An 18,151-nucleotide genomic window follows, 5' to 3' on the forward strand; every position below is an offset into this window, starting at 1 on the left:
CGCACAGGAAACTGGTGACACATGTCCGAGACACCGGCCACCGGCCCAGCCGCTCTAGGCCGCTCCCCCGGGATCGCCCGCATCGTCGGTGCGAGCCTCATCGGCACCACTATCGAGTGGTACGACTTCTTCCTCTACGGCTCCGCAGCCGCGCTGGTGTTCAACATCCTCTTCTTCCCCGCCGCCGACCCGCTCGTGGGCACCCTGATCGCCTTCATCACCTATGCGGTCGGATTCGCCGCCAGGCCGCTGGGCGGTGTGGTCTTCGGGCACTTCGGCGACAAGGTCGGCCGCAAGAAGCTGCTCGTCATCAGCCTGCTCATGATGGGCGGGGCCACTTTCGCCATGGGACTGCTGCCCACCTACGAAACCCTCGGCGCGGGCGCACCGATCCTGCTCACCGTGCTCCGCCTCGTCCAAGGCTTCGCGTTGGGCGGCGAATGGGGCGGCGCCGTCCTCATCGTCTCCGAGCACGGCGGCGACCAGCAGCGGGGCTTCTGGGCCTCATGGCCGCAGGCCGGAGCCCCGGGCGGCAACCTCCTGGCCACCGGTGTCCTCGCGCTGCTCGCCGCCGTCCAGTCGGAGGAAGCCTTCACCGCGTGGGGCTGGCGTATCCCGTTCCTCCTGTCCGGCGTTCTGGTGCTGCTGGGCCTGTGGATCCGTGTCTCCGTCTCCGAGTCCCCCGTCTTCCTCGCCGCCCAAGCCGAGGCCCAGGCCGACGCCGCCCGCGGCATCAAGGAGAAGGCCCCGGTGCTCGAGGTGTTCCGCCGCAGCTGGAAGGAGGTCCTCACCGCCATCGGCACCCGATTCGGCGAGAACATCTCCTACTACGTCCTCACCGCCTTCCTCCTCGTCTACGTCACCACCCATCTCGAACTGCCCAAGGGCACCGCGCTGAACGCCGTACTGATCGCCTCGGCGGTCCACTTCGTCACCATCCCCCTGTGGGGCGCGCTCTCTGACCGCATCGGCCGCCGGCCGGTCACCCTGATCGGTTCGGCCGGCATGGCCCTGTGGGCCTTCGGCTTCTTCGCCCTGCTCGACTCCAAGTCGTTCGCCGTGATCACCCTCGCGGTGACAGCCGGCCTGCTGCTGCACGGCGCCATGTACGGCCCACAGGCCGCCTTCATCTCGGAACTGTTCGACACCAAGGTCCGCTACTCCGGCGCGTCGATGGGCTCCCAGCTCGCCGCCATCCTCGCCGGCGCACTGGCACCGGTCATCGCGGTCGAACTCCTCAAGGAATACGACTCCGCCACCCCCGTCGCCCTCTACCTCTGCCTGGCCTCGATAATCACCACCGTGACCGTCGCCCTTGCCAGGGAAACCCGCGGCCGGGACCTCACCACCACCGTCGCGGCCGCCTTCCCCCACCCGGCGCGCCGGTCCTTGCCGACGGCCATCGGCAAGGACACCGTGTGAGGCCGCCTTCCCCGCCCACCGCCAGGAAGAGACCCGGTGGGCAACCGGCGCCCCCGTAAGCCGTACCCGCACCCCACCGGACCGCATCCCGCACACGTCCGACTCCCCCCACCCCGGCCGGAAGGAGACCGGCATGGCCGGCGAAAACGACCGCACCTACCGCGCAGCAGCGCACAGCGCGATGGTGGCCCTCGGACAGCTGCTGACCATGCTGGCCTCCGGAGCACCCACCGAGCAGTTCCCCCGCCCGTCGGCCGACCCCTCCACCGAGCAGCTCTCACCCGGGGAGCGCTCCCTGCTGGAGGAAGCAGCCCAGGCCGCGCTGGATATCCGGCGCACCCTCGATCAGCACCGCAAACGAGAGGCCGAACTGGCCGCACTCTTCGACACCGCGAGTGACCTCGCCGCACTGCGCGACCTCGACGCGGTCCTGCGCGCCATCGTCCACCGCGCCAGGACCCTGCTCGCTACCGACGTCGCCTACCTCTCCCTCAACGATCCTGCCGCCAAAGACACCTTCATGCGGGTCACCGACGGCTCCGTCTCCGCCCGCTTCCAGCAACTGCGGCTCGGCATGGGCGAGGGCCTCGGCGGACTGGTCGCCCAGACCGCCCGCCCCTACGCCAGCACCGATTACCACACGGACCCCCGCTTCACGCACACCCGTCCCATCGACGAAGCGGTCCTGGAAGAGGGACTGCGCGGCATCCTCGGTGTCCCGCTGCGTGTCGGCAAACGCGTCATCGGCGTGCTCTTCGCCGCGGACCGCACCACCCGGGACTTCCCTCCGGACGCCATCGCCCTGCTCACCTCACTCGCCGACCACGCGGCAGTCGCCATCGACAGCGCCCGCCTGCTGGAGGAGACCCGCTCCGCTCTCGTAGAGCTCAACACCGCCAACGAGACCGCCCGTGCCCACAGCACGGCTCTGCGCCGCGCCGCCGACGCCCACGACCGGCTCACCGACCTGGTTCTGCGCGGCGGAAGCGTCGACGATCTGGTTCGCGAGATCGCCGCCCTGCTCGGCGGCGGCCTCGCCCTCCACGACTCGGACGGCACCGAAATGGCACGTGCCGGCACCGACCCCGTCACCCCCTCCGCCCAGGGCATCAGCGCCTCCCGCACCGGTGGCCATGCCGTCCCGGTGGACGGCACCTGGGTGTGTGCCGTCCTGGCCGGCTCCCAGCTCCTGGGCAGCATCGTCCTGACCGGACGCGCGGACCTGGCCGACGCCGACCGGCGCCTGTTCGAACGCGCAGCCCTGGTCGCCGCCCTCCTGCTGCTCCTGCGCCGCACCGTCGCCGAAGCGGAGGACCGCGTCCGCGGAGAACTCCTCGACGATCTGCTCAGCTACGAACAGCACGGCGTGCACCACGATCCCGCAAGCCTCACCATCCGTGCCCGCAGGCTCGGCCTCAACCTCTCCCAGCCCTACGCCGTGCTCACCCTGGACACCGACAACGAGCCCCGTGCGCAGTTGCTCGCAGAAGCCGTACGCCGGGCCCGCTCACTCGGCGGGCTCGCGGGAACCCGCGACGGCCACGTCGTCCTCCTCATACCGTCATCCGAGCCCGGCCCACTCGCCGCGCAGCTGGCCCGAGACCTCGGCCAGGCAGCCGGAGCACTGGTCACCGTGGGATCCGCCGGGCCGGCCACCGGCCCCCAACAGCTCCCGGGCACCTACGCCGAAGCCTGCCGCTGCCTCGACGCCCTGCACGCACTCGGCCGCACCGGAGACGGCGCGGACATCGCCGCACTGGGATTCCTCGGGGTCCTGCTCGGCGACCGGTCGGACATCAGCGGCTTCGTGAACCGCTTCCTCGGTCCCGTCCTCGCCTATGACCAGCAGCGTGGCACCGAACTGGTCCACACCCTCGACGCCTACTACACCCATGGCGCAAGCCTGTCCAAAGCCAAAAAAGCCCTCCACGTGCACGTCAACACCGTGGTGCAGCGACTGGACCGCGTGGCACAACTCCTCGGCCCCGACTGGAACAGCCCCACAAAAGCCCTCGAACTGCAGCTTGCCCTGCGACTCCACCGCCTGAACAGCCACAAGGAACCACCCGGTGCGTAGGAGATTTTCTGGATCCGTCAGCGGTCGCTGCGGCGGGCGAGGAGCCAGTGGCGGCGGTCCGGCCGGTGCCAGGACCTGGCCCCACCCATGCCTTCGCCGCCCCCGCCCCAGCGGGCGCTCCGGGGCAAGCGGCACCACCCACTCGAACAGTTCCCGCAGATCATCCCGGCGCCATCCGCTTAACAAGCGAAGAAGTCACCGTTCCAGGCTGCCGCAAGATCACACCAACGAAATAGCGTCCAGCCCTATACCCGCTGACCGACCGCGACATCGATCCCCCAGCGGACACCACGTGGTTGGGCGCCGGCTCCGAACGGCTCCTGCCCCTTCTGCACCACCGCCGACGGCCGCCGATCTCGACCCGGAATGCTCACAGCCACTGCCGGTGCCCCCAGCACCGCAGCAGCGCCTGGACCGCGACACCGTCGCCCGGCTGGTGCGCCTGACCGTCCAAGCCCCTGACAACTCCCCCCACGACGACCAGCACACCTTCCCCCGAAGGGAAGGGAACGCACACCCACCGCCCGGGACCTGCGGCTGCTGCCCCATCCGTCGCCGGGGACGGCTCCATCGGTCGTACGAACCCCCAGCACACCCGTCTGCCGACGGCGCGGTACACGTGAGCGGCGCCCGCTCCGCTCGCGAGTCGGTCCCGTTCGGTCTCGCCCCGGGCCCGCTCGTCACTGGCCACGGCGTCGGCTGCGGAGTGCGACCACGGCCTCTCGTGGGGTCCGGCATTGGTCAGTGCTCCTTCAAGATCCAGGCGGGAGGTCGGAGACGCCTGTGAGCATGGGGCTGGAAAGCGTCGTTCTCGTCCCGTGCGTCATTGCCGTGCCGGCGGGCAACGCGCTTGCATGCCCCGGACCGGTTATGTGACGGAGGGGGATGTCGTGCACGGATTGGGAGCACGTGGTGCAAGAACGAAGACAGGCGGTGCGGATCAGGCGCGCCGCGCGCGGAGCGCGGGCCGGGCGGGAACGATGAGAGGGCGGCGGGGCAGCATGGCGGGCACGGCGGCGCTGCTGGGCGTCGCCGCTCTGGCCGTTTCGGCGGTGCCGGCGGGTGCGCTGCCGGCCGGAGCGGGCGGGGTGGTCGCTGCGCAGCGCAGCGCCGTCCCGGCGTTGGTGGAGAGCGTCCGGGAGCCGACGCCGGGAACGGACTTCGACGTGCTGCTGGACCGGGTCGATGCAAACGAGAGATTCGGGGCCGGTGGCGGCTGGTGGGCTGCGTCCAAAACGGACGACGGCGCTGGGCAGGCGGCCGTGTGGGCCGGCCGGGCCGACGGCACCGGCGCTCCTGAGCGGATCAGTCCGGACGACGGTCGCTCGCACGTGAGCCCGGTCACCGACGGCAAGACCGTGGTGTGGCTGACGCACAGCAGGCGGACCACATCCATCCTGGCCAGGTCGGTCGACGGCGGACCGGTCACCACGCTGTGGTGGGGCCGACGGGCGGTGGTCAGACTCGCGGTGGACGGTGACCTGGTCGTCTTCGAACCCGGCTCCACCCCCGGCGGACGCACCCCGCACTACATACGGCTGAGCGACGAGAACCACACCCGCCACCGGGTCCTGCCGGAGAACGGCGGTAAGCAGGGCTTCAATCCCTCGGTCAAGAACGGGCGGATCGCCTACACCATGTACTACCGGACCGAACCCGGCGGCCCCCTGATCTACGGCACCGAGGTCTTCGACACCACCACTGGCACGTTCACCATGATGGGGCAGCTCAGTCGCCCCACGAGCTACCGACCGACCGCGATTACCGGCAAGCACGTCTACTGGCTGGTGCAGGAGGAGCGCGACAGCAGGGAGACCGCGGTGCGCCGCGCGGACCTGGACGGCACGAACGTGGTGGACCTCAGCCCCGGCTCGGGCCCCGAGGCGCTGCAGGCCGACGCCCTGGCGGCCTCCGAGGAGGCGCTGAACGTCTCCGCCCAGGGCAAGCTCTGGCAGTTCTCGCTCGACGGCACCAAGCACCACGTCTCCTGCGCCGCCGGCGGACAGACCGGGGTCGCCACCCCCGGCGGCCGGCAGGTGATCTGGGTCGACAGCACCTCCGGGACCCCACAACTGGTCACGCGCACACGGCCGGTGGAACGCTGCCGGTGAGCCCAGCGGCTCTGCGACGGCGCTGATCGAGCGGCCGGGCCGGGGAGGAGGCCGTGGGTGGCGCGGGCGCGGGTCATGAGCCCGATCGCGGCCCGGGCGATCAGCGCTTCGCTCGTCACCCGCAGGCGTTGCTGGTCGCGGCAGTGCCCGCGGGTGCGGCGGAGGGCAGCGTAGCTGGACGATCCTGTCGCCGGAGGGCCTGGCGGGGTGGCTGGGTCACACAGCGGGTCATCAGGGTGATCGCCGTCCAGGTGATCATGGTTTCGCTGTGCTGGACGAGGCGTTCGTAGGCGCGGACCAGGCAGCGGGGCATGATCCACGCGAGGGAGCATTCCGCGACCCACCCGCCTGCCCGGCGCGCCGGGCAGGCGGGTGGGTCGCGATCAGGGTGAGCCGGAGAAAGTCCTGGGCTCACGTGATCAAGGTGCCGGCACAGGCGGCATCCGCCCAGACGACGGTCACCCTAGGGTGCAGAAGGCCCAGGCGGACCAGGACCTCCTTGGCCGCGCGGGCACCGTGTAGGTCGGCCCGGGGTGACCACGACCAGCAGGGGTAGCTCCTTGGTGTCCACGACCAAGTGTCTCTCCCTGCCGTTCATCAGTTTCCGTCCTCCTGGCTTCGTTGATGTCTAAGGGCTCTGGTGCTCGTTCTGTGGAAGGTGACGCCGCGTGTGTGACCTGGCCGGAGTTGTAAGCCGGTTGACGGTGGCGGTCGCGCACGCGGCCGGGGGCGGTCGCGCACGCGGCCGGGGGCGGTCGGCAGCGACGAGTGCCCGGTTCACGTCCGGGTGGTGAGTCGCGCGAGCGCCGCGTCGTAGCGTGCCTGGAGTGCGGCGTCGGCGGATACGCGCAGCAGAGCGCCGAGTGCCCGTACCGCTCCGTCGTCGTAGCCGGAGGACTCCGCTTCCCGGGCCGCCAGGTCGAGTTGCCTGGTGCCCTCGGTTTCGTTTCCGAGCCCCAGTAGTGCCTCTCCTTTCACCATGAGCAGCAGGACGTAAGGGATGTCGGTCGTGGCCGGCCGGTCGTGGAGAGCCAGGGCCTGGGTCGCGGTGTCGAGGGCCTGGTGCCATTTGCCGGCGTCGGCGAAGTGGCGGGCGAGGTGCTGCAGGATCAGTTTCTCGAGTCTGCGGTCGCCGGCCCGGCGCGCCAGTTCCAGTGCCCGCTCGCAGTCTTGCGTGGCCTCGTCCAGGCTGCCGAGCGCCGCGTGTGCCATGGCCACAACGATCAGGGTGTTCGCCTCGGCCACCGCGTCACCTGTTTGGGAGGCGAGGGTGCGGGCGGCCTCCAGGTGGGTGAGCGCCTGCGGGATGCGGCCTTCCTCGATCAGGATCCAGCCGAGGACGTTGAGTACCCGTGACTCGCCGTGCTGGTCGGCGTCGGTCCGGGCGGCTTCGAGCGCGGTCTCAAGGAGCGGGGCCCAGCCGTCGCGCACGCGCCAGACGATCAGCGGCCACAGTGTCAGAACGATCCGCCAGGTCCTGCCGTGCAGTGCGGCGGCGTGCGCCGCGGCCACCGCCAGGACGAGGTCGTCCCGCTCGGCCGCGTACCAGGCCACGGCCGCGTCCCGGTCGCCGAACTCCCATACGGCGGCGGGTGGCAGGTAGTCGTCGGGCAGCGGGAAACACTCCTCATTGCCGGGCTCGGCCGCGGCCACCGCCGCGAGGCCGGTGGCGAGGTAGTGGTCGAGCACGCGCTTGAGCGCATCGGGCCCTGCGTCCAGGCTCTGTGCGTACAGCCGCACGAGATCGTGCATCGTCCAGCGGCCGGGCGCCGTCTCCATGACGAGATGCGCGACGGCCAGCCGCTCCAGAGAGGTCTCGGCGGCTGCCGGGTCCGTGTCCGCCAGGGCTGCCGCCGCGTACCGGTCGACGTGCGTGCCGGGGTGGCGACCGAGATGGGCGAACAGGCGGGAGACGGGCCCCGGGAGCTGTTGCAGTGTCACCCGCAGCGCCGCTCGCACGCCGATGTCCTCCACGTCCAGCAGGCTCAGCCGGCGGGTCTCGTCCGACAGTTCGGCGGCCAGCGCGCCCAGCGACCAGGTGGGCCGTTGCGCCAGGCGGGCGGCCGCCACCCGCAGCGCCAGGGGCAGCCCGCCGCACAGCTCGGCCAGCCGTCGTGCAGCCGCCGGCTCTGCGCGGACCCGTTCGGCTTCGAGGACCTTGGCGAGGAGCATCGTGCTGTCCTCTGGCCCGAGCACGTCCACGGCGACGGGCCGGGCGGTGTCGGTGACGATCAGCCCCGGCAGCCGGTGTCTGCTGGTGACGACGGTGACGCAGTGGCGCCCGCCGGGCAGGAGCGGCCGGACCTGCCCGGAGTCGCGCGCATTGTCGAGCACCACAAGGAGTTGGCGGTCGGCGGCCAGCGACCGGAACAGCGCGGCCGCGCCGTTGACCGACTCCGGTATCCGGCTGTGCGCGACACCGAGCGCCAGCAGGAACTCGCGCAGCACCTCCACGGAAGAGGGCTCGCCCTGGTCGCCGAAGCCGCGCAGGTCGGCGTAGAGCCGCCCGTCGGGGAATCCGGCACAGCCCTGGTGGGCCCAGTGCAGCACGAGCGCCGTCTTGCCCACCCCGGCGGGCCCGATGACCAGGCAGACGGGCGCCTCGCCCGCGGCGGCCCGGGACACAGCGGCCAGCTCCGCCGCCCGCCCGAGAAAGCCGCGCGGCGCGCGCGGCAGCAGATCGGGCACACCCGCGGGTGCAACGGTCTCCGGGACAGCGGCAGGCGGCGGGACCTCCGCCGCGGGGGCCCGGCGGGGCCGTCCCAGGCTCGCCAGGCGCTCCAGTTCCCCCGCGTCCTGCGGGCTCAGGCGCAGGGCCGTGGCCAGGGCTTCCACGGTCCGGCGCTGCGGCCCGCGCGAGCGGCCCCGCTCCATGTACGACAGGGCCCGCACACTGATCCCCGCCGCCTGCGCCAGCTCCTCCTGCGTCAGCCCAGCACTCCTGCGCAGACCGTGCAGCAGCGCGCCGAAGCCGCCCACGGCCGGTGTTCCCGTACCCATGCTCCAAGCCCCCACAACAACAGGGCCCACCGGATGCGCAACCCCACCCGCAAAAGTATGCAGCACCCTACTTTTGCCGGTGGATTTTCCTGTTGCGTCCAGGTTCCGTCGGGTTGACTCAAGGGCGCACGAACGCGGGGCCGGCCCCACCCGGCCGCCGCGCTCCGTCACTTCACGTACCGCGTGTCCGCCGGTGATCCCCGTGCCGAACACCACCGGGAGTGGACCCACCGGCGTCAACAACGCGCCTTGCCCGCGCTGCGACACCCACCTCTCCCCGGGCTTCGCGCACACCGACGAACCCACCCAGGAAAGGCCTGATCCGATGTCATTCACCCTGTCCGAGGCGCGAAGAAGGGTCCCTGCGCTAGCCGTGGCACTGGCCGTTCTGCTCGGCCTGCTCATCGGATATCCCGCTCCGGCCGCACATGCCACTCCGCCCGACGAAGAGACGGTGGCGACGTACAACTCGCAGGGCTACAGAGTGGATGATCTGAGGACTCTCACCCGGCGCAACACCATCGTCATGGTCCAGGAGGCGGGTCCCCGCCCGACGCAATGGAACTACGCAGGCGTCCACACTCGGGGCGCCTACGAAGTTCACCAGTACGAATGGCGTCTGGGCGGCAGGGACGGGGTCCGGCATGTGTACTGGCTGTCGGGCGCCTCGACCGGCGGAGGGACCGGCGGCCGGGTCAATCTGATGATCATCACGCACCGGCTCGCGGATGATGTGTACGTCGCTCCCCCCGGACGGAACGGGGCGCGGCCCGCCCTGGGCCTGCGGTTCAACAACGACATCTACTACTCCGTGCACGCACTGGCGTCCGGCACCCAGAACGAGGCCCCCGATCTGCTCGCGAACATCGCGAATCAGGCACGCCAGCAGGGGCGCTACGCTTGGACGGCGGTAGGAGACTGGAACCGTGACCCGAGCGCGATGAGAGGGGCGGTCGCCCTGCAGGCCGGGTTCATGTACAGAACCGCGGATTCCACTCAGCAGAGCGGCGGGGAACTGGACTACATGGTCACCTCCCGCCCCATGTCCAACTACTTCGCGCAGCGGGCCGCGGGCATGGGTTCGGACCACTACCCGGTGGAATTCCGCAGCCACGCCACCCGCGACGTGTGGATGGGCCTCGCGAGCGCCAGCGACAGGGACCGTGTCCTGGGCATCGAGGGACGCAGCGAGGTGAACGGCACGCGGATCGTTCCGGTCACCGACAGTCACATGGCCGACGTCACCTGGCGCACGCGGGGCGCCGCGCACGGCAACGTCAATCTCGTCAACAACCAGAGCCAGAAATGCATCGATGTCTCCGGCGGCAATGACGCCACCAGTGGAAGCTCCCTCAACGAATGGGACTGCTCCGGACAGCTCAGCCAGGAATTCGTGGTCCGGCAATATGGCGGCGGGGCTCTCCAATTCCTGCACGCGAGGACCGGCCTGTGCGTGACCATGATGGGCGGCAGCGGCCACAGATACCCTGCCTTGTCCAACTGCGACAACCCGAAGTACGACTCCCAGAACTTCATGCCGAAGTTCCGCGACTGACCAGTGGCACGCGCGCGGCCAGCAGCCCTCGCTGCGGGCCGCGCGCTCCAGCAGGCACTGCTGCCCGGCGGCGTCAGGGTTCGCTGGGTCAAGGCCGGCGGGGCCGAGGCAGAGCGTGACCGTTCCGTCGACGAGTGCGGGCTCGCCCCAGCCGAGCGGCAGATGAACGGAGCCGAAGCAGAGGACTTCGCCGCGGCCGCCGACGACGGACAGCAGGCCGGTGTGCGACTGTTTATAGCGGTCACAGCATTCCAGCCACCACTGACAAAGGTCATGAAGCGAGGAGTACTCGCTTGCGCAAGAGCGCGAAGCTGGCTCGGCCGAACATCTGCCGCTTCAGCGTCTTGATGCGGTTGACGTGGCCTTCGACGACCCCGGAATTCCACGGCAGGGTGAGCCCGGCTCGCGTGTGATGCCGGCGTAGGCGGTCAGGCCGGTGAGACCGAGGACGCCGAGGTAGGCGGACAGCGGGGCGAGGCGCGGATCGACGGAGGTGCAATGGTCGGCGTCGAGCAGGGCGTGTTCACGCCAGCCAAGGGTGTGCAGGATATGGGTGCCGACTGCGGCCGTATCGGTGCGGGAGGCGATGACCTCCCCGACCGCCGGGCCGAACATCGGCTCCCCTGGCGCGTATGGGAGCAGTTCGGATGTGGGGTTGAGCGGGCCGCGAATGCCGAGTTGCTGGGCGAGTTCGTCTCCCCGCATGCAGCCGAGCATGTGCGGCTCGACGGACAGGTACTGGTTGCGGACCAGGGCCTGCCCGTCACCGGGCGGCGGAACCGCGACCTCGCGCAGGGCGAAGTGTTCAGGTCGGGGCTGGTCGGTCGGCCGGCTGGTCAGGTACCAGGCGCGGCTGTGCTGGGTCGGGCTGGCCATGATCCGCTCCCTCTCCTCCGTGTGGCTGGCGAAGTGCGTGCAGGGCCGGGTGACGTGCGCTCAAGCGGTGATGGCCGGGCGCTTCGGCGGCGTAGCCGGGTGCGGCGGCCGGCCGCACCCGTCGGTGCCGATCCGCTGGTGCGTCATTCGGCGATGTAGGTGGTGTGGGTCCAGCGGAAGACCGGCAGGAGGCAGCCGTCGACGGTGCGGCGGGTGCCGGTGAACGTGTAGTGCTCGTAGCCGTTGAGGTGGGGAATCTTCAGATCCTCCAGGGTTCCGGTGCTCGGCAGCGCCTGCCGAGACGGGATGCCGCGGGGGCCGCCGTCCAGCAGAGCCTCGGTGACGGTCTGCTGCGGTGTCGGGGGCAGGGAGTCCGGCATGGCGTTCACCCTTTCTCGGGCAGTTGGCCGAGGAGGTAGTCGGTCAGGGAGGAGAGGGTGGGCTGGGTCCACATGACGTTGCGGGGGATGTCGGTCTGCAGGCTGCGCTGGAGCCGGTTGCGCAGCTCGATGGTCAGCAGGGAGTCCAGGCCGAGGGAGACCAGCGCGGTGTGCGTGTCGAGGCGGCCGGTGTCCCGGTTCAGGACGCTGCCGAGGGCGCCGGCGATGTGAGCCTGGAGCAGATCCCGCCGTTGCTGCGGATCGGTGGCCGCGTTCAGGTCGGCGAGCAGGCCGTCCGCCGTGTCCTGCACGGAGCGGCCCTCGGAGGACAGGAGCGGGGCCAGGTACGGGAGTTCGGCGGTGTCGGGGTATGCCTCCAGCCAGCCCGGCAGGTCCAGGGCGATGTAGCCGGTGCGGGTCCGGTCGTGGGCCAGGATATGTTCCAGGGCGTCCAGGCCGTCAGCGGGAGCGATCATGTCGTAGTCCCGTGCTCCCATTGCGGCGCCTCGGCCCGCTTCGGCCCAGGGGCCCCAGTTGATGCCGGTGGTCGGCAGGCCCTGGGCGCTGCGCCAGGAGACGAACTCGTCCAGCCAGGCGCCGGCCGCGGCGTATGCGCCTTGCCCGGGCGAGCCGACGAGGGAGACGAACGAGGAGAAGGCCACCCACCAGTCCAGCTCGCAGGCGGAACTTGCCTGGTGCAGGTGTAGGGCACCGGTGGTCTTGGGCTGCCAGACACGCTCCAGCAGGCCGTCGTCGATGCGGTCGACGACGGCGTCCTCCAGGACCAGGGCGGCATGCAGGACACCGCGCAACGGGTGGCCGTGGGCCTGCGCCGCCCGGACGAGGCGCTCGGCGGTGCCCGGGGCGGCGATGTCGCCGCGAACGACTTCGACGCGGCTCCCGTCTGCCCGTAGGCCGTCGATGATGCGGGCTGCCTCGGGCCCGGGTGCGGACCGGCTGTTGAGGACGATGGTCCCGGCTCGCTTCCGGGCCAGCCAGCGGCACAGCAGCATCCCCAGCCCGCCGAGCCCGCCGGTGATCAGGTAGCTGCCGTCCGGCCGGACGAGGGGCACCTGATGCGGAGGGACGACGGCCTCGGCACTCCCGCAGGCGGGCCAGGCGAGGATCGGAGTGCTGGTGTGCGCGGGGTCGGCGAGGGCACGCAGGGCTTGCCCGGCGTCGGTGACCGGGACGGCGGTGGTGGTCGGCAGCAGCGGCAGCCGGCCGGCTGCCCGGGCCTCGGCTGTCTCGGCCAGGAGGCCCGCGACCCGTTCGGGATCGGTGGCCAGCAGATGTGCCGGATCGAGGCGGCTGGCGGTGATGCTCGTGGCCGGCAGGGGCAGGCGTTGCCCGGGGGCGTCGTTGCGGGCGCCGAGGATTTCGACGTACCGGCCGCCGGGTGCGAGCAGTTCCGGCCCCAGGGGTGAGGCAGCCGCGGGCTGTGGTGTGAAGACGATGTCCATGCCGCGTCCGCCGGTGGCTTCGCGGATGTGGTCGGCGACGGTGTCGGGTGCCTGGGAGTCCACCAGGTGTTCCACCCCCAGGCGGCGCAGGCCGTTGTGGTCGCGGCCGGGGGCGGTGGCCCGGACGGTGGCGCCGAGGGCGCGGGCGACGTGTACGGCGGCCAGGCCGGTGCTGTGCCCGGCGCTATGGATCAGCACATCGTCGCCAGGGGCCAGGCGGGCCAGGTCCCGCAGGCCGTACCAGGCCGTGAGGTAGGGCAGCGGCAGGGCCGCGGCGTCTTCGAAGGCCACGTCGCCGGGAACAGGCAGGGTCCAGTCGGCGCGGGTGACGGTCCGGCTGGCAGGCACACCGTCGGGTAGCAGCGTGGCGACCCGGTCCCCGACGCGCGGGGTGCGTACGGTGTCGTGCACCGCGGTGACGGTGCCCGCGCCGGAAACCACCGCCTGCGTCCGGCCCTCGCGGGTGGTGGGGCCCGCCGGGGGCAGCCCGGTGGCGCGTAGCTGTATCTCCACCTCGCCCGGGCGGAGTGGGCGCAGCCGGCCGCGGGTGAGCTCGGCGGTGTCGGGGGCGGCAGGGTCGCGCAGCTGGAGGGTGAGCAGGTCGGCCTCGTAGCGGCAGCGGACCCGGCGGCGTTCGTGAGGCTGCAACGGCGCCCGGACCAGGCGGGCCACCAGGCGTTCACTGCCCCGCCAGGCCACTTCGTCGGCCTCTCCGTCACTGAGCAGTTCGGTCGCTACGGCGTCGGCGGAGGTGTCGGCGTCGACATCAAGGACGGTGGGGTGGAGTTCCGGGTGCTCGTAGGAGAGCACCCGCACCAAGCCGCGCAGGCCGGCGCAGGCCAGCTCGGGCCCTTCCCCTGGGCTGACGGCTTGGCCCCGGTCGGTGATCACCCAAAGGCGCGGCGCGGTCTCGGCCACCCTGCTCTGTGCTTGGGCCAACGCCTGCACGACACGTATCAGACGGTGGACGCGCCGATGGGCCAGGTTCGCCTGCTCTGCTGGATCGGTGGTGGGGCTCGGGCGGGAGGGCAGCAGGGCGATGCCGCTCCAGGCTTGCTCTTCCGGTCGTACGGCGTCGGACAGGGCACGTACGGCGTCCGGGGAGCCCGGAGGAACGGTGATGGTTCGCGTCTCGGCGCCGCTGTCCTTCAGGACGGCGGCGAGTTCGGCCGCGCGGGGGTCGCCGTCGGCCTCGGTGAGCAGCAGCCAGCGTTGCCCGTTCGGCGCACTGCCCGCGGGGAGCGCTTCGGCCTCCCAGGTCTGCTGGTAGAGGCGGTGGTTGAAGCGTTCTTCGGCGCCGGCGGGGGCGGTGTGGGCGAAGCGGACGCCCTCGGCCTCGGCGAGCACCTGGCCCTCGGCATCGAGGAGTTGCAGGTCCCCGGTGGCCGAGCGGGCCTCGGCGGCGGTCAGCCGAATGTGGCACCAGCGGCCGCGTGCGGTGTCACCGTAGCGTCGCAGGGCGGTCATGCTGCGGGGGTAGGTGTGGCCGTCGTCGACTTCTTCGGCGTGGGTCCACAGGGCGAGGAAGGCTTGCAGGCAGGCGTCGAGCAGCGCCGGGTGCCAGTGGAAGGAGCTGGTGCCGGGGCGGGCCTCGTCGGGGATGCCCACTTCGGCAAGCGCGGTGCGGGACTCGGCCTTGGGGACGCGGAAGGTGGTGAGCCCGCTGAAGCCCGATCCGTAGTCGACGGCGTGGGCGGTGTGCCAGCGCCCTTGGAAATCGGCGAGGTCCAGTTCGACGGGATGGTCGGCCGCCAGCCGGGTGAGGTCGGCGGGTGCGGGCCGCGTGTTCTCCTCGGATGGGTGCAGGCGGGCCGTGGTGTGCCGGGTCCAGGGTTCTTCGCCGGTGCGGGAGGACATCTCCCAGCGGGCGGCGTGGTCGCCGGCGCGGTCCGCGGTCGCGGCCACGGTGGTGTCGTGTTCGTCGACGGACAGCAGTTCGAGGAAGGTGATGCCGCTGACCTGTGCCGGGGCGGGGCTGTCGGGGAAGAGCTGTGCGGCGGCGGCCAGTGCCGCCTCGCAGTAGCCCGCGGCGGGCAGGACCGGCAGGCCGGCCAGGCGGTGGTCGGCGAGCCAGGGCAGGCGCTGGGTGTTCAGCTGGGTCTGCCACAGGCTGCGGCCGTGCTCCTGGGGATCTCGGGCGTGCGGTCCCAGCAGGGGGTGGGCGGGGGCCGGGTCCTGGGTGAGTGGGGAGGGGTTCACCCAGTGGTGATGGCGTTCCCACGTGGTGGGCGGGACCTCGGCCAGACGCCCGTGTCCGTACCACCGGCTCCAGTCCACGGCGTAGCCGGCGCAGTGGGCGGCGGCGAGCTGGGTGGCGAAGCCCAGGTGTTCGTCCTGCTCGCGGTAGAGGCTCGGCAGGACAGCGATGTGGTCCTTGCCGTCGGCGGCGAGCGTGGCCAGCGCGGGACGGACCAGCAGAGGGTGGGCGTTGATCTCCAGGAAGAGGCTGTGGCCGTCCTCGGTGGCCGCGCTGACTGCCGAGGAGAACCGCACCGGCCGACGCTGGTTGGCCACCCAGTATCCGGCGTCGAAGGACACCGCCTGGCGCGGGTCTTCCAGCACCGTGGTGTAGAAGGGAACGCCGGGTGTGCGGGGGGCGAGGTCGTTCAGGGCCGCGCGCAGGTCGTCCAGGACCGGGTCCATCTGCGCGGAGTGCGAGGCGACGTCCACCTGGACCCGGGCCACGGCGATCTCCCGTTCCTCCCAGGCCCGCAGCACGTGCTCGACCTGGTGGGCGTCACCGGAGATCACGGTGCTGCGCGGGGCGGCCACGACGGCGACCGTGACCTCGTCGGCTCCCAGGGCGTCGAGTTCCTGTTCCACTTCGGCGGCGCCGAGTTGGACCGAGACCATCGCGCCCCGTCCCGCGGTGCGTTTCAGCAGGCGCGCGCGCCGACAGATGACCCGTACGCCGTCCCTCAGGCTCAGCGCCCCGGCGGTGACGGCGGCCGCCACTTCGCCCATCGAGTGACCGATCACCGCGGCGGGCCGTATGCCGCGGGCCCGCCACATCGCGGTCAGCGCGATCTGGAACGCGAAGATCACCGGCTGGACGCGATCGACACCTGTGACCACCTCGGGCGCGGTCAGCACCGCCCGCAAGGAGAAGCCGCCTTCGGCCCGCAGCAGCGGCTCCATTTCATCGACCGCGGCGCTGAAATCCGGGTCGGACCCCAGCAGGCCCTGCCCCATCGTGGCCCACTGCGAACCGTGTCCGGAGTAGATGAAGACCGGCCCGGCGCCCGTGTCCCGGGCGGTGCCGGTGGCGATGCCGGGGGCGGTCCGGCCCTCGGCATGCGCGCGCAGCCGCTCGACCAGGTCGCCGCGGTCACCGGCCACGACGCCCAGGCGGTGCCGGGCGTGCGAGCGCCGTACGGACAGGGTGTGGGACACGTCGCGCAGCGGCACCTGCGCGCCGTCCGTCTCCAGCCAGTCGGCCAGCCGGGCGGCGGCCGAGGCCAGCGCCGCAGGCGACCCGCCGCTGAGCAGGGCCGTCTCCAGAGGTGTGGCGCGGTGCCGCCTGCTGCTCCGGCGGCCTGCGCGGGCCGGGTCCGCCACTCCCGGCGCGTACCGTCGCCCGTACGCGGGGGCTTGCTCGACGATGAGGTGGGCGTTGGTGCCGCCGACGCCGTAGGAGGAGACTCCGGCCAGCCGGGTCCTGCCGTTGACCGGCCAGGGTGTCATCGCGGTGGGGACGAACAGCCGGGAGCCCTCGGCGTCGATCTGCGGGTTCCACCGCGTGAAGTGCAAAGTAGCGGGCACGGTCCCGCGCTGCAGACTCGCGATCGCCTTCAGCAGGCCGGCCACCCCCGACGTGGGCTCGGTGTGCCCGATGTTCGACTTGAGCGAGCCCAGGGCACACCGGCCAGGTCCCGGACCGTATACGGCGTTCAGCGCCGCGAACTCGATCGGGTCGCCGACCGCCGTACCGGCGCCGTGGGCCTCCACCATGCCCACGTCCGCCGCAGCCACGCCGGCCCGGGCCAACGCCTGCTCGCACACCTGCTGCTGGGCCTGCTGGGAGGGGGCGGTCAGCCGGGTCGAGCGTCCGTCCTGGTTGACGGCCGAGCCGCGCAGCAGCGCGAGCACCTGGTCCCCGTCACGCCGGGCGTCCGAAAGACGTTTCAGGACGACGACGCCACAGCCCTCGGAACGGACATATCCGTCGGCCGCGGCGTCGAAGCAATGGCAGTGCCCGGTGGGGGAGAACATGTCCCACCGGGCCTCGGAGGCCATCGGTTCCGGCGAGAGGATGACCGAGGCACCCCCCGCCAGAGCCGCGTCGCACTCACCCGACCGCAGGCTCTGGCAGGCCAGGTGCACGGCCACCAGCGAAGACGAACAGGCCGTGTCCACCGCCAGGCTCGGTCCGTGCAGGTCCATCAGGTACGACAGCCGCCCCGCTCCCACACCGTGCATCGCGCCGGTCATCCAGTACGGCTCGGTGTGCAACGGGGCACGGTGGCTGCGCACCAGGTGGTCGGGCACGTACATCCCGGTGAAGACCCCGGTGGCCGAGCCGCGCAGCACATCGACGGGGATGCCCGCGTGTTCGCACGCCTCCCAGGCGACTTCCAGCAGCAGCCGGTGCTGCGGATCGAGCCACGCGGCCTCCGGCCTGCTGATCCCGAAGAAGTCGGGGTCGAATGCCGCGATGTCGCCGTCCAGGAACCCACCGCGGCAGATCCGGTCCGCGATCCCCGGCGGCAGCTCCGCTTCGACCTTCCCTGTATCCCATCGGTCCGGCGGCACCTGCGTGACGGCCTCCCGCCCGGCCTCCAGCAGAGCCCACAGCTGGGCCACGGAATCCACTCCACCGGGCAGGCGGCACGCGGCCCCCACAACAGCCACCGGCTCCACCGGGCTAGCGATCATGGTGTTCTCTTCGCGGGTTGCGTGCACATCAGCTCCCAAGGCCGTGTCAGCGTCCTGATTTCGTGTGACTCCGCCGCTCATCCGGCACACCCGGTGCGAAGCCGCGTGGACGTGCAGCCCGGTTGCACGAGCGACGATTCGATGCCGCAATCGGCCGCAGCCGGTACATCCCAAGACCGAGCCGCCGACGAGCGTCGAGGTATCGCTCGCTTTTCGCCCGGCGTGGTCCTGCCGGCCCGGACCGAGCCCTGGGCCGGAGCCGTCCAGCTCCCGCAACGGCGGGGTGTCAGCGGGGTATGTCCTTACCGAATCGCCAATTCCCCTGTCGGAAAACCGCCCGTCAGTGATCCACCTGAACACGCGCCCAACGCTTGTGAACATGTGATTCCCGG

General features: G+C 71.5%; 8 protein-coding genes. 4 read left to right on the top strand and 4 right to left on the bottom strand.

Annotated features, from left to right (window positions below; all coding sequences use genetic code 11):
• Nucleotides 1-21 precede the first annotated feature (21 nt).
• The 3 genes from CP973_RS22600 to CP973_RS22610 all read left to right on the top strand — a co-directional run bounded on the left by CP973_RS22600 (nt 22) and on the right by CP973_RS22610 (nt 5,610).
• On the top strand, nt 22-1,422 hold the full coding sequence (locus CP973_RS22600; RefSeq protein ID WP_150244326.1) for an MFS transporter: 1,401 nt from the start codon (nt 22-24) through the stop codon (nt 1,420-1,422).
• A 133-nt stretch (nt 1,423-1,555) separates the two neighbouring features.
• Nucleotides 1,556-3,499 carry a helix-turn-helix domain-containing protein gene (locus CP973_RS22605; RefSeq protein ID WP_150244328.1) on the top strand — a complete coding sequence of 648 codons (1,944 nt, stop codon included), beginning with the start codon at nt 1,556-1,558 and terminating at the stop codon, nt 3,497-3,499.
• Between the two features lie 1,001 nt (nt 3,500-4,500).
• Nucleotides 4,501-5,610, top strand: a complete 1,110-nt coding sequence (locus CP973_RS22610) for a TolB-like translocation protein (protein ID WP_150244330.1) — start codon at nt 4,501-4,503, stop codon at nt 5,608-5,610.
• 777 nt (nt 5,611-6,387) lie between these two features.
• Here CP973_RS22610 and CP973_RS22620 read toward each other — a convergent pair.
• Complete coding sequence (locus CP973_RS22620; RefSeq protein ID WP_167538487.1) at nt 6,388-8,610, bottom strand: helix-turn-helix domain-containing protein; 2,223 nt, start codon at nt 8,608-8,610, stop codon at nt 6,388-6,390.
• 202 nt (nt 8,611-8,812) lie between these two features.
• Between CP973_RS22620 and CP973_RS22625 the strand changes: the two genes are divergently transcribed.
• Nucleotides 8,813-10,165, top strand: coding sequence for an RICIN domain-containing protein (locus tag CP973_RS22625; RefSeq protein WP_167538488.1), 1,353 nt, complete (start codon nt 8,813-8,815; stop codon nt 10,163-10,165).
• Between the two features lie 336 nt (nt 10,166-10,501).
• On the opposite strand, the gene CP973_RS41040 is transcribed toward CP973_RS22625, so the two are convergent.
• The 3 genes from CP973_RS41040 to CP973_RS22645 all read right to left on the bottom strand — a co-directional run bounded on the left by CP973_RS41040 (nt 10,502) and on the right by CP973_RS22645 (nt 18,140).
• Entirely contained in the window at nt 10,502-11,041 is a 540-nt protein-coding gene (locus tag CP973_RS41040; protein WP_150244335.1) for an MDR/zinc-dependent alcohol dehydrogenase-like family protein, read from the bottom strand.
• Nucleotides 11,042-11,184: 143 nt separating this feature from the next.
• Entirely contained in the window at nt 11,185-11,421 is a 237-nt protein-coding gene (locus CP973_RS22640; RefSeq protein WP_150244337.1) for a DUF5988 family protein, read from the bottom strand.
• 5 nt (nt 11,422-11,426) lie between these two features.
• Nucleotides 11,427-18,140: a type I polyketide synthase gene (locus CP973_RS22645; RefSeq protein WP_150244339.1), complete on the bottom strand. Its 6,714-nt coding sequence runs from the start codon at nt 18,138-18,140 to the stop codon at nt 11,427-11,429.
• Nucleotides 18,141-18,151: the final 11 nt, after the last annotated feature.

It is taken from the genome of Streptomyces albofaciens JCM 4342, from assembly GCF_008634025.1.
Lineage (GTDB): Bacteria > Actinomycetota > Actinomycetes > Streptomycetales > Streptomycetaceae > Streptomyces > Streptomyces albofaciens.

What these genes read in the sequence shown, in the direction of transcription:
- CP973_RS22620 (WP_167538487.1), bottom strand. Translation starts at nt 8,610, where the DNA reads ATGGGTACGGGAACACCGGCCGTGGGCGGCTTCGGCGCGCTGCTGCAC.
- CP973_RS22640 (WP_150244337.1), bottom strand. Translation starts at nt 11,421, where the DNA reads ATGCCGGACTCCCTGCCCCCGACACCGCAGCAGACCGTCACCGAGGCT.
- CP973_RS22645 (WP_150244339.1), bottom strand. Translation starts at nt 18,140, where the DNA reads ATGTTCACAAGCGTTGGGCGCGTGTTCAGGTGGATCACTGACGGGCGG.
- CP973_RS22605 (WP_150244328.1), top strand. Translation starts at nt 1,556, where the DNA reads ATGGCCGGCGAAAACGACCGCACCTACCGCGCAGCAGCGCACAGCGCG.
- CP973_RS22600 (WP_150244326.1), top strand. Translation starts at nt 22, where the DNA reads ATGTCCGAGACACCGGCCACCGGCCCAGCCGCTCTAGGCCGCTCCCCC.
- CP973_RS41040 (WP_150244335.1), bottom strand. Translation starts at nt 11,041, where the DNA reads ATGGCCAGCCCGACCCAGCACAGCCGCGCCTGGTACCTGACCAGCCGG.
- CP973_RS22610 (WP_150244330.1), top strand. Translation starts at nt 4,501, where the DNA reads ATGGCGGGCACGGCGGCGCTGCTGGGCGTCGCCGCTCTGGCCGTTTCG.